Raw genomic sequence first — 11,457 nt, 5'->3', positions numbered from 1 at the left:
CTTTGACCAGGACGTCGCGGTCTCCGACGGTGGGCTCGGGCACCTCTGCGGCGCGGACGCCGTCCTTGCCGTACTTCTCGACGACGAAGGCCTTCATGTCGGCCGCCTTTCTGCGCGGGTGTTTCGGTGGCTGATGCGATTCTTCGGGCGGGTCTCCCTGCGCGCCCGTTGCTCGCGTGCGGCCGGGTTGATGTGCCGACCACGACGCTACTGGCTGGGTATGGAAAAGTAAACTCAGAGGGGGTTAAAATCATCCCCATGGATGCAACGACCGAAGCTCTGCAGGACGTCGGCGTGGACCCCCGGCTCGACCGGGACGCGTCGAACTGCTCGATCGCCCGGACCCTTGAGGTCGTGGGCGAGAAGTGGACGATCCTGATCCTGCGCGAGGTCTATTACGGCTCGTCCCGTTTCAGTGAGTTCGAACGCGTCCTCGGCTGTCCTCGCAACCTCCTCGCGGCGCGACTTCGGATGCTCGTGGAGGAAGGGATCCTGGCCACCGAGACCTACAAGGAGCCGGGCTCGCGGAGCCGGCCGAAGTACGTGATCACGCCGAAGGGTGTGGATCTGGTCCCGGCCGTGATGGGGCTCCTGCAGTGGGGTGACCGCTACCGCGCCGACCCGGAGGGCCCGGCCATGCTGTCGCGGCACCGTGGATGCGGCGCGCACGTCGACGCCCGGATCCGCTGCGACCGGGGCCACGCCGTACAGCCGAAAGACATCGAGAGCATCCCTGGCCCCGCCTTTCGCCTGAGGCCCGCCGAGTGAACTGAGCGCGGTGGTGCCAGGAGCTCGTGATGGGCTCAGTCTGCCGGGGTGTGCTCACTGCGTCTGGCCCGGGCCTGGTGGAGGCGGACCTTTGGGCGGTTGCCGCAGCGGGACATGGAGCACCAGCGGCGGTTGCGGGCGGGGGAGCGGTCCGCGAAGCGCAGGGCGCATTCGTCCGCGCCGCAGACGCGTACCCGCCGGATTTCGGCGGACAGGAGCAGTTCGACGGCGTCGTGGGCGATCAGCGCCAGAGCGGCTGAGACATCGGTGGCGATGCTCGCGGTTCCGGCGGGCTCCAGGCGCCCGTCCGTGACGGCGATCTGCAAGGCGGGTCGGGGAGCCTGCGCTGCTGATCGGTTGAGCATGAGGAATGGCGGTGGTTGGCGACGCCCAGGGACGAGCGGGTCCGCGGGGGCGAGGCCTTGGCCGCCAGGCCCCGGCTGATGGACGCGTACCGCCGGTTCCCCGCCCTCGATCCGCAACTACCGCAGCACCTGATGCCCACCGGTTGGCCCCGTGAACAGGCCCGGCGCCTGTTCGAGCACGGCTACGACGGGCTGGGTGAGCGCGCCGAAGAGCGGGTTCGCGAGATCCTCACCGCGGCGGGGCTCGACGTGCCCGCCGGCCTCGGGCACCACACCGTCGCACAGCTGAGCACAGTCTCATGGCAGGCCGAATGACCCACACGGGCGAGAGACGGCTACCCCGAAGGCGGTGTCCGCGGTGGCGAAGACGTGCTGGGTGGGCACGATGTCCAGGACGGCGGCGCATCTGACCCGGGCGGGGTGATCGAGGCACATCCGGTGCACGACGCGGGCACCGCGGTCGTGTCCGACCGCGGCGAAGGTGTCGAAGCCGAGGCTCGCCATCACCGCGACCTGGTCCGCGGCCATGGCGCGTTTGCTGTACTCGGCATGGTCGGCGCCGGCGACCGGTTTCGCGGAGCCGCCGTAGCCGCGCAGATCCGTCAGCACGACGGTGTGGCCCTGCGCCAGGATGGGGGCGATCTGATGCCACATCACTGAGTCTGCGGATAGCCGTGCAGCAGGGCCGGTGGCCCGGTGCCGGCCGTCCGGCCGGGGATACGGATCCCGTCGATGTCCACCTCGATCGGTGCGAACCCCGCGAGCAGCTGTGCCATGTCGCCCACTCCCACCTCGGTCGGGTGTGCCGCGCACGCGGCCTACCCCACGCTCCGCAATTTCACTGCTCTCACGCCGCGGTCGACGTCACGGTTCGCCCCTGCGTGCGACGCCATGACCGACCTGGCGCCAGCCCGGGGCGGTGGCGGTGCCCACCACCAGGCTCCGGCGCCGGGCGAAACGCGGACGCCCCTGCTCCGGCCGGCGCCCTATCGCCGGTGTTCAGTGCCGAGCAGGGTGAGGGCGCTCTGGATGCCCTGTTCCAGGACGACGTCCGCGAGTTGCTGGTCCACCAGGGCACGGGGGAGTTGCCGCGTCCCCACCATCAGGGCGTAGATGCTGAACGCCTGCACGCGCGCCGACCGAGGGTCGTGCGGCGCCATCCGGGCGGCGGCGACGTCGTCGATGACGGTGAGCACCTTGTCGGTGTACGCGCGTCTGGTCGCGTCCGCGCAGCGGGCGATCTCGTCGAGCAGGGCGGCCGACGGGCAGCCGTGTTCAGGGCTGTCGCGGTGCCGTACCGAGAGATAGGCACGCAGGATCTGCTCGACCCCGGCATGGCCGGGCGCCGCCGCCCCCGGCGTCTCGCACTGCTCGCGGAGCTGGTCGGCGACCGCGGAAGCGACCAGGTCGTCCTTGGAGTCGGCATGGGCGTAGAACGCGCCGTTGGTCAGTCCCGCATCCGCCATGAGCGCGGCGATCCCCGAACCGTCGATGCCGTCGGCCTTGAACCGGCGGCCGGCCGCCTCGACGATCCCCCGCCGCGTCGCCTGCTTGCGGTCTCGTCCGTATCGCACCCAACACATTCCTGCATTCGCCCGACCGGCGGCTGGGCGCCGCCTCCGAGCACATTGAACGTACGATCATAATGTAATTTCTCCCAGCCCATTGAGCACGGTGCATCGTGAAAGCTGCACGTCAGATGGCCTGGTGTCCGTAGGCGTCGGGAGGCTCGGGCAGGTCCGGAGCGGTAGTCCACCGACAAGATCGTCCGCCAGCGGGCGACTTCCCGGTTCGTCAGCACCAGCAGGGGCCGCACGAGTGCAGTCGCCCACCTCGGATCCGTGCGGACCTTGCCGAGGACACGCCAGTTCTTGAGATGGGCGAAGCCGTGCTCGACCGGGGCCCGCACCGCGGCCAGTGCCTTGTTGGACAGCTTCTGACCACGGGTCAGGGGCTGGTTGGGGGCGGCCTTGTAGCCGGTGATCACCGCCGGGTCGGCGTCCGGACCGGCATCGTCGGGTCCGACGAACCCCAGGTCGGCGATCGCGCCGAGACCGGCCGCCCGTAGGTGAGTGGTGAGTTTGTCGTGCCGGCAGGCGGTGATCTCCGAGGCGCGTCCGGGCCGCACCGCGGAGACCCATACCAGTCGGCCGCGGTGAGGGCGATCACGAGCAGGCCGTGGCATTTGTGCTTGCCCGAATAGTTCTTCCGGTTCTCGGTCCCGGTGCGCCGCCGGGTGCGTATCAGGGAGCCGTCCAGCAGCACCACCCCGCCACCCTTTCGGGCGATCTTCCTCAGCGCGCGGTCCAAACGCGGGGCGCGGGCGACCAGCAGACCGACGACTTCCCGCACCCAGCGGGTGACGGTGGTGCGGTGCACCGCGTTCCCGCCGGCCAGATCGCCGGGCCGCTGGTCACAGCGCAGGACCGCCAGCACGATGCCGGCGATCTTACCCGCGGGCTGGGCCCGCCACCGTGAGCCGATCTTCTTCAGGTGGCCGCGTATCAGGTCGGCGAGATAGTTCAGGGTGACGCTCGACAGCGGCAGGCGGGCGGTGTAGACAAGTCCATCAGGACCCTCGGTGGGACCGTTGTTTTTCTTCACACCAAACTCAACTGCCGCCGGGGGCCCGCCAGTTACGCAGCTATTCACGGTTGGCCGTGGTGGCCTGCTGATTCAAGCGCGTGCGCCGTGGGTGCTCGGGTCGCTGAGGTGGAGTGGTGTCGCGGCTACCGTGGGTGCACGGCGTAGGTCAGGTGCGTCACCCGCGACGACGGCTCCGAACGGACCGGCTCCAGCGCGACCCTGGACGCGTCCACGCCCTCGAACAGGCGGATTCCGGAGCCGAACAGCACGGGCGACAGCGCGATCGAGAACTCGTCGACCAGGCCCGCGTTCACGTACTCCAGGATCGTCGCGCCGCCGCCCGCGATGCGGACGTCGCGGTCGCCGGCGGCCTCGCGGGCCTGGTCGAGCGCGGTCTCGATGCCGTCGTTGACGAAGTGGAACGTGGTCCCGCCCGGCCGCTCCCAGGGGTCACGCTTCTCGTGCGTCACGACGAAGACCGGCGTGTGGAACGGCGCCTCCTTCGGCCACATCTTCTCGCCGGCGTCGAACATGCGCTTGCCCATCACGCTCGCGCCGGTGCGCTCGTACGTCTCCCGCGCGATGTCGTTGTCGCGCCCTTCCTCGCCGCCCTCGCCGAGCTTCAGGTTCTCCCGGAAGAACCGCAGCGGAAAGATCCACTGCTGCAGTTCCATCCACTGCTGCCCCATCAAGTCCTCGGAGGATTCGGGCGCGATGAACCCGTCCAGCGACATCGACACGCTGAAGAACACCTTCCCGGCCATCAGCCCTCCGCTCCCTTCCGAACGATCTCGGTGACGTACGTAGCCAGGTTGCTCAGGGTCTGCCGGCCGCCCTCGATCGCGTGGTACTTCTCGACCGCCTCGTCGCGCAGCTCCTTGGTGGGGAACAGCGTGCGCATCTCGATCCGGGTCACCGCGCCGTCCGGCGCGAACGTGAGGACCGACTCGAAGGCGTTCGGGTCGCCGCGGGACTCACCGTGGAGCAACGCGATCCGCTCCGGCGGGGCGATCTCGGTCCAGGAGATCCACTCCTGGTAGTCCGTCCCGTCCGGTCCGTGCAGCACGAAGTCCCACTCCCCGCCGACGCGGAACTCGAACGCCCGCGTGGTGGTGGTGAACCCCTCCGGTCCCCACCACCGTGACAGGTGCCGCACCTCGGTGAACGCCTCGAACACCAGCTCCCGTGGGGCGCTGATGGCCCGGGAGATCACGATTTCGCGGTCGGCCGTCGCTGACTGCGCCGGCGCGTCCCGTCCTGTCGCTGCCATCGGTCACTCCTCCTGTTTTGCCTGCTTGAGGTCCTGCACGTACTCGTCCAGCCGGTCGAAGCTCTCGTTCCAGAACCGCTCGAATCCGCCGGTCCACTCGTGGACCGGTCGCAGCCCGCGGGCGTCCAGGCCGTAGAGGCGCTGCTTGCCTGCCTTGCGGTCCCGCACCAGCCCGACCTCCCGGAGCACCCGCAGGTGTTTGGACGCCCCCGGCTGAGTCATCCCCAGCTCCTGGGCCAACTCGGTCACCGGCCGCTCACCCGCCCGCAGCAGTGCCAGGATGTCCCGGCGCTGCGGCTCGGCGATCGCGTTGAAGACGTCCGACGTCGTCGCTGCTCGTGCCATGGCAGCAATCATATTCCCATATCGGAATACGTCAAGCCGGTTGGGATCGGGCGAGTCTTGTCGGATGACGATTGCAGGCCCCCCGGCCCCGCCCAGCTATGGACGTGCGGTGAACCGCCCGTCAGGGCGCTTGTGCAGCCAGGCGCGGTCGGCGAGCTTGATCATCTTCGCCCGCAAAGGTTCCAGCTTGCCGCGCACCGAGGCGTCCAGGCCCAGCCGCTCACCGACGGCCCTGACCTGCACAGGGCCGTCAGCCTCCCGCACGATCGCCAGGATCTTGCGGTAGTCGCCGGGCAAGGCACCCTCGTCGGCCGCGTCGCTGCGGTGCGGTGCGGGATGAGCGGTACCGTCCGCCCGGCCACCTTCGCCGATACCGGAGCGATAGCCTCGGCGTCGGCCTGGACCTGCTCGGCCAAGCGGTTCAACACCCGCTCCGCGATCGCCAGTTCACCCCGCTCGACCTGGACCTCCTGGAGTATCTTGGCCAACTCCTCGGCGAGGGCGTCCAGTTCGCTCCGGCGGGCGGTGATCCACCGCCGCTCCTGCATCCCCGCGCCCTCCCGCGTTCTCACGGCGTGCCGACCTGCTGACGGACCGTAGGTGGGGGTCGGTCACGGGCGCAGCCGAACCCGGCATCCCGCCGGAGCCGGACCTGCCCGATGATCTACGGCATAGACAACAGCCGCCGACCGGCACGAGCCCCGGAATCGTCACTCACACCAGACCCGCGACCTGCGATTTCACGACGCACGTCACTCATTGCCCCACGCGCCCTCTGGACCTATAATCGTATGAACGTAATATAAACGCCCAGGGAGCCGACGATGACAGCGACACGGCCGGTGGCCCTCGTGACGGGTACGTCCCCGGGGTCCGGCCCTGACAGGCCGTAGCCGGCACCTCAACGAGAGGGTCGCTGCCCAGCTCAAGGTGATTCTTCGCTGGGGAAATCAAGCACCGATGGACCGCTCCTTGATCCGGCGTCCCGTTCTGGTCGCGAACGGCGAGGACGACCGCATGCTTCCCACACGAGCATCGTTCGACCTCCCGCATCGCCTGCCGAACGCCTCACTTCGGATCTACCCCGATGCCGGCCATGGCGGCGTCTTCCCACACCACGAGCAGTCCGTGCCGCATGTTCTGGAGCTTCTTCGATGAGCTCCCACACCGGAGGTATCAGAAAGATGAGTCCGAACAAGGTGGTTCTTGGTTCCGCGGGCCTCGGGATCGCCGTGATCGGGTTGATCTATCTCTTGGCTCCCCACCTCCTGCTCGACATCTACGGGGTCGACATCCAGTCGCCATCGGAGGCGAACATTTTCAGGAGCGGTTCCGGGTCACTGTTCGTAGCCGTGGCGATCCTGTTCTGCCTGGGAGCCTCCAATACGCGTTACACCAGGACTGCGCTCATCACGCTGTTCACCTTCATGAGCGGCCTGGCTGTGGGGCGCGTGGTCAGCATCGTGGTGGATGGGTGGCCCCATCCGCTGCTGATCGCCGTTCTTGTCGTCGAGGCTTCCTACGCCGGCGCTGCGGCCTATGTGTTGCGGGCGGAGGACTCCTCCCCGCAGCCGAGGGAGACCGCCGCCTGACAGTCAACGCCCCCGTGCGGCAGGGCGCACGACAACAGCTGGCTGGGCATAGATCACCGCTGCGTGGCGCTGAAGCTGACGCCGGGAAGCCGCCGTTCGAGATGGTGGACCATACGGTCGCCTCCACCGTTTCCCTGCTGCGGGAGGTGGCGGATGCCGCCGCCGGCGTATTGATGAACAGATCGTTCGATCGGGAGCGGGTCGCCCCTCGCGGGTCGGCCGCCCCAGCGGAAAGGAAGCCGTCCATGGACGAGCAGGGTGAGCACTTCGACGTCGTCGTACTCGGCGCGGGTCCCGGCGGGTACGTTGCCGCCATCCGGGCCGCCCAACTGGGCAAGCGTGTCGCGGTCGTCGAGGAGAAGTACTGGGGCGGCGTCTGTCTGAACGTGGGCTGTATCCCCACCAAGGCCCTGTTGCGCAACGCCGAGCTCGCGCACATCTTCACGCGCGAGGCGAAGACCTTCGGCATCAAGGTCGAGGGTGCGGTCTCCTTCGACTACGGGGAGGCTTTCCGGCGCAGCCGGAAGGTCGCGGACGGCCGGGTGAAGGGCGTCCACTACCTGATGAAGAAGAACAAGATCACGGAGATCAGCGGGCGCGGCACATTCCGCGATCCGCACACGCTCCAGGTGGCCGACTACGACGGCAACACCCGCACCGTCGCCTTCGATCACTGCATCATCGCCGCCGGGGCGACACCGAAGCTGCTGCCCGGCACCCGCCGCACCTCGCGCGTGGTGACGTTCGAGGAGCAGATCCTCGCCGAGGATCTGCCGCAGTCCATCGTGATCGCGGGCGCCGGGGCCATCGGTGTCGAGTTCGCCTACGTGCTGCACAACTACGGTGTGAAGGTCACCGTCGTCGAGTTCCTGGACCGGATCGCCCCGCTGGAGGACGCCGAGGTCTCCGCCGAACTGGCCAAGCAGTACCGGAAGTTGGGCATCGAAGTGCTCACCTCGACCCGTGTCGAGTCGATCGACGAGTCCGGTCCGCAGGTCCGGGTGACCGTCACCGGCAAGGACGGCGCGCAGCAGGTCCTGGAGGCCGACAAGGTCCTGCAGGCGATCGGCTTCGCGCCGAACGTGACCGGTTACGGCCTGGAGAACACGGGTGTACGCGTCACCGAGCGCGGCGCGATCGACGTGGACGGCCGTTGCCGCACCTCGGTCCCGCACATCTACGCCATCGGGGACGTCACCGCGCAGCTGATGCTCGCGCACGCCGCCGAGGCGATGGGTGTGGTCGCCGCCGAGACGATCACGGGCGCCGAGACCATGGAGCTGGACTACGTGATGATCCCGCGGTCCACGTTCTGCCAGCCGCAGATCGCCAGCTTCGGTTACACCGAGGCGCAGGCGAGGGAGAAGGGATTCGACGTCCAGGTCGCCAAGTTCCCGTTCACCGCGAACGCCAAGGCCCACGGCCTGGGTGACGCGGGCGGTTTCGTGAAGCTGATCAGCGACGCCACGTACGGCGAGCTCCTGGGCGGCCACCTCATCGGCCCCGATGTCACCGAACTCCTGCCCGAGCTGACCCTGGCCCAGCAGTGGGACCTCACCGTCCACGAGATCGCTCGCAACGTCCATGCCCACCCCACCCTCGGTGAAGCGGTCAAGGAAGCCGTCCACGGCCTCGCCGGCCACATGATCAACATGTAGGGGGATGCTTGCCCCAGCGGCAACAGGGCCCGCTGGGGCTCGAATCGGCTTCGCGCCCTCGAGCCTGCGAGGGCCTCCGAGACCTCCCGAACAGGAGGGCCCAGCAGGATCGCCCTGTACGAGATCTACGACCTGGCCGCGACCTTGGCTGGGTTGCGATCCGGTTTGCTGCGGCGCCGAAGACGTCGTGCGCGATGCGGTCGTCGCTGAGGAGGTCGCGGTGTGCTCTGGAGAACTGGCAGGCGGAATCGGCAGCCGTGACACGTTGCGGGTCGGGTGGTGTGCGTCGTTTTCCTGGTTGCCTGGGTTGGGCAGTCAGATCTGGACGAGGGCCGGAGGCGGTACGAAGCCGTCTACTTCCCGGCCGAGCAGTGCGGCGAATTCGATGGTGGTGAGATCGCCTCCGCTCGGGCCCATGGCCTGCAGACCGATGGGCAGTCCGGTCCTGCCCTTGCGCACGGGGATGGTCGTTGCCGGCCCTCCGGAGACGTTGGCGACGGCGCTCCACTTGACCTGGTCCCAGTAAGGACGTCGTACACCGTCGACCTCGAAGGGCCGCCCGAACCAGTCGATCAGTTTGTTGTGATGAGCGGGGGCAGCCGTCGGGGTGACCGGCATGAGCACGATGTCGAAGTCCTGGAAGAACTCGAACCAGCGCTGCCGGAGTTCGTTGCGCACCATGTGGGCCTGCAGCCAGTGGAAGTGGGACTGGAAGGTTCCGAGCAGGGCGGGTCCGGCGTCGCCCCGCGGGTGCTGGACGTACCGGGCCAGGGTCGCGGCATTGGGGGCAGGAGACAGGCCGGTGCGGTCGCCCGCGCCGAAGAGCAGAGGCGAAAACGCCTTCCGGTGATTCGTCCCGATGTCGACAGGAAGGCTCGCGGGCTGGACGGTGATCTTTGTGCCTGCTGCGCGCAGCACGGCGACCGCATCGTCGATGGCCTCCGCGATGTCCCTGTCGACCGGACACGAGGGATCCTCACTCCAGACGGCGACCCGGAAGTCAGCGAGCCTGGTCGCGCGCGGCGGTGCGAGCGTGTAGCTGAAGCCACCGTCGTAGTCGGCCGGCCCGACCGTCGCCCGCAGGATCGGCACGAGATCCCGGGCGTCTCGGACCTGTGCCCCACCGCAGGCCATGTCGGCTTCCGTCCATCGTCCTGCACCCGGGCCGTAGGGAACATGTCCGATGAGCGGGATCGACCGCCAGGTCGACTTGTGACCGTACAGGCCGTTGAAGTGGGACGGGATCCTGGTGGAACCACCGATTTCCGAGCCGAAGTCGAACGTGGTGAGGCCCGCGGCGGTGGCGACGGCGCCGCCGCCGGCGGATCCGCCCGAGGTGCGGGTGGTGTCCCACGGGTTTGATGAGGGACCGAACACCGGGTTGTCGGCCTGGACGTCCTGGTTGCCCGGCGGCATGTTGCTCTTGCCCATGATCACTGCACCGGCTGCGCGCAGTCGCTTGACTGCTTCGGCGTCCTGGTCGGGCACGTAGTCCTTGAGATCCGTGCGCCCGCAGACGGTGCGCATGCCCGCGGTCTCGTAGCTGTCCTTGACCGTGATCGGTACGCCGTGCAGCGGACCGAGGTCTTGCCCGGCCGCCCGCGCGGCATCGGCTTTCCCCGCCTCGCGGCGGGCGCGCTCGGGGTCCAGGGTCACCACTGCGTTCAGGGCGGTGTTGTGGACGGCGATCCGCTCGAGATAGATCTCGACGAGTTCCCGGCTTGAGAGCTCACCCGCGGCCAGTGCGCGTGACTGCTGCACGGCGGACTGGAAGGGGACGTCACTCACGGGCATGCCTCATCTCTGACGCTGACGACGCCGAGTAGAATGGCGATCGTAATATTATATTCGGCAGACCATAGGCCGGGAACGGGTGCAAGGCAATGCCTTGCGGGTCCGGTGGCGTGGAACGAGGCTTATGGGGGACTTTTGGAGGCTGGCCACGGATGTCAGTCGGCCAGTTGGTTGATCTTGCGGAGCCGGCTGTGTGCAGTAGGGGGCGTGAGGGGGATCGGAGTCTGCCCCCGCGCCCGGGGTGGCCCTCGGCTCAGAAAAGCAGTATGGGGCGCCCTCGTACACCGCCCACTTCGAAGAGCCGCTGCGCCTCCGCCGCCTGTTCGGCCGGATGCGTCGCCGCGACACGCAGCGTGAGGGTGCCGGACTCGGCCAGGTCGCGCAGTGAACCGTTCCGGGTTTGATCGAGACTCTAGGTCGTGACTGTGACCTGGGGTTTCGTGGTTTCGCGGTAGTAGTTGGTCTCGTATTCGGCAGGCAGGATGTGCCCTATTTCACCGTGGAGCCGGCGATGGCAGTACCAGTCGACCCACTCGGCAGTGGCCAACTCGACCTGGGCGAGCGTTTTCCAGGGACGGCCGGGTTTGATCAGCTTGTCGTACGCGTCTCTGACTGATCCAATACTCGCGGCGATGCGTGCCGCGTCGAGGTGTTCGGCGAGCTCGGCCAGCACGCTGTGATGGAGCCGGGATCGTCCAGCTTTCCATGGCCAGGGCGTACGTCCTCTGCACCGCCGCGGCTGCGCACCCATGCCTGCCCTTCGTCCGCTCGACGGCGGCAGCCGAGAGAGCGCCCCATGGGGAGCCCATACGCACCTGGGTGCCAGACGCGATGCGTCCGGCACCCAGAACGGAGCACTACCGACGAGACGCGGCTCGGCCTCGCCGGTACAGGATGGCGCCGCCCGTCAGCAGGAGCGCGGCGACGGCCGAAACCACAAGCGCCTGCTCTCCAGCCCCGGTGTCGGGGAGGGAGGGCGGCTCCGTCGGGGGTGAGGCGGGTGGCTTCGTCGAGGGCTCGGGGTGCGGGGCGGTCGGCGGCGCAGACGTGGGCGGCTTCGTCGCCGGTGGCGTGGTCGG

Annotated in this window: 14 protein-coding genes and 2 pseudogenes; 4 read left to right on the top strand and 12 right to left on the bottom strand. The window is 68.4% G+C overall.

The features are described 5' to 3' along the window. Positions 1–258 precede the first annotated feature (258 nt). On the top strand, positions 259–768 hold the full coding sequence (locus KUM49_RS39380) for a helix-turn-helix domain-containing protein (protein ID WP_254402484.1): 510 nt from the start codon (positions 259–261) through the stop codon (positions 766–768). Between the two features lie 35 nt (positions 769–803). On the opposite strand, the gene KUM49_RS39375 is transcribed toward KUM49_RS39380, so the two are convergent. Further along, positions 804–1,094: a CGNR zinc finger domain-containing protein gene (locus KUM49_RS39375; RefSeq protein WP_254402483.1), complete on the bottom strand. Its 291-nt coding sequence runs from the start codon at positions 1,092–1,094 to the stop codon at positions 804–806. 54 nt (positions 1,095–1,148) lie between these two features. Between KUM49_RS39375 and KUM49_RS39370 the strand changes: the two genes are divergently transcribed. Next, a complete protein-coding gene (locus tag KUM49_RS39370) occupies positions 1,149–1,448 on the top strand; it encodes a PaaX family transcriptional regulator C-terminal domain-containing protein (RefSeq protein ID WP_217241743.1) in 300 nt (99 codons plus the stop codon). Here the strand turns inward: KUM49_RS39370 and KUM49_RS39365 are convergent. The 8 genes and pseudogenes from KUM49_RS39365 to KUM49_RS49260 all read right to left on the bottom strand — a co-directional run bounded on the left by KUM49_RS39365 (position 1,431) and on the right by KUM49_RS49260 (position 5,631). Then, the gene (locus KUM49_RS39365) at positions 1,431–1,787 is read right to left on the bottom strand and encodes an alpha/beta fold hydrolase (RefSeq protein ID WP_254402482.1); all 357 of its coding nucleotides are present in this window, start codon (positions 1,785–1,787) and stop codon (positions 1,431–1,433) included. The genes KUM49_RS39370 and KUM49_RS39365 overlap by 18 nt on opposite strands. Continuing rightward, on the bottom strand, positions 1,787–1,909 hold the full coding sequence (locus KUM49_RS50040; RefSeq protein WP_302185560.1) for a hypothetical protein: 123 nt from the start codon (positions 1,907–1,909) through the stop codon (positions 1,787–1,789). The genes KUM49_RS39365 and KUM49_RS50040 overlap by 1 nt, the downstream gene beginning before the upstream one ends. A gap of 210 nt (positions 1,910–2,119) precedes the next feature. Beyond that, positions 2,120–2,707 carry a TetR/AcrR family transcriptional regulator gene (locus tag KUM49_RS39360; RefSeq protein ID WP_308406957.1) on the bottom strand — a complete coding sequence of 196 codons (588 nt, stop codon included), beginning with the start codon at positions 2,705–2,707 and terminating at the stop codon, positions 2,120–2,122. Positions 2,708–2,907: 200 nt separating this feature from the next. After that, positions 2,908–3,737, bottom strand: a pseudogene (locus tag KUM49_RS39355) (transposase family protein); the annotation flags it as partial. A gap of 125 nt (positions 3,738–3,862) precedes the next feature. Continuing rightward, positions 3,863–4,483, bottom strand: coding sequence for a dihydrofolate reductase family protein (locus tag KUM49_RS39350; protein ID WP_217241741.1), 621 nt, complete (start codon positions 4,481–4,483; stop codon positions 3,863–3,865). Beyond that, positions 4,483–4,989, bottom strand: coding sequence for an SRPBCC family protein (locus tag KUM49_RS39345; RefSeq protein WP_217241740.1), 507 nt, complete (start codon positions 4,987–4,989; stop codon positions 4,483–4,485). Before KUM49_RS39345 ends, KUM49_RS39350 begins: the two co-directional genes overlap by 1 nt. A gap of 3 nt (positions 4,990–4,992) precedes the next feature. After that, on the bottom strand, positions 4,993–5,334 hold the full coding sequence (locus KUM49_RS39340; protein ID WP_217241739.1) for a helix-turn-helix transcriptional regulator: 342 nt from the start codon (positions 5,332–5,334) through the stop codon (positions 4,993–4,995). 96 nt (positions 5,335–5,430) lie between these two features. Next, positions 5,431–5,631: a hypothetical protein gene (locus KUM49_RS49260; RefSeq protein WP_254402481.1), complete on the bottom strand. Its 201-nt coding sequence runs from the start codon at positions 5,629–5,631 to the stop codon at positions 5,431–5,433. An 887-nt stretch (positions 5,632–6,518) separates the two neighbouring features. Here KUM49_RS49260 and KUM49_RS39330 point away from each other — a divergent pair. Together KUM49_RS39330 and lpdA are read left to right on the top strand one after the other, a co-directional pair. Next, positions 6,519–6,926 carry a DUF4345 domain-containing protein gene (locus KUM49_RS39330; RefSeq protein WP_217241738.1) on the top strand — a complete coding sequence of 136 codons (408 nt, stop codon included), beginning with the start codon at positions 6,519–6,521 and terminating at the stop codon, positions 6,924–6,926. 245 nt (positions 6,927–7,171) lie between these two features. Next, a complete protein-coding gene (gene lpdA, locus KUM49_RS39325) occupies positions 7,172–8,584 on the top strand; it encodes a dihydrolipoyl dehydrogenase (protein WP_217241737.1) in 1,413 nt (470 codons plus the stop codon). 315 nt (positions 8,585–8,899) lie between these two features. Here the strand turns inward: lpdA and KUM49_RS39320 are convergent, their stop codons facing one another. The 3 genes and pseudogenes from KUM49_RS39320 to KUM49_RS50920 form a co-directional block, all read right to left on the bottom strand. Next, positions 8,900–10,372 (bottom strand): amidase, encoded by a 1,473-nt coding sequence (locus tag KUM49_RS39320; RefSeq protein ID WP_217241736.1) that lies wholly within the window; start codon positions 10,370–10,372, stop codon positions 8,900–8,902. Positions 10,373–10,790: 418 nt separating this feature from the next. Then, positions 10,791–10,931: pseudogene (locus KUM49_RS49255) on the bottom strand (IS3 family transposase); the annotation flags it as partial. A gap of 304 nt (positions 10,932–11,235) precedes the next feature. Then, a partial coding sequence (locus tag KUM49_RS50920) for an LPXTG cell wall anchor domain-containing protein (RefSeq protein ID WP_217241734.1) occupies positions 11,236–11,457 on the bottom strand: 222 nt, incomplete at its 5' end.

This window comes from Streptomyces sp. AC555_RSS877 (genome assembly GCF_019049245.1).
Classification (GTDB): Bacteria; Actinomycetota; Actinomycetes; order Streptomycetales; family Streptomycetaceae; genus Streptomyces.
This window is presented reverse-complemented; position numbering and strand designations above follow the sequence as displayed.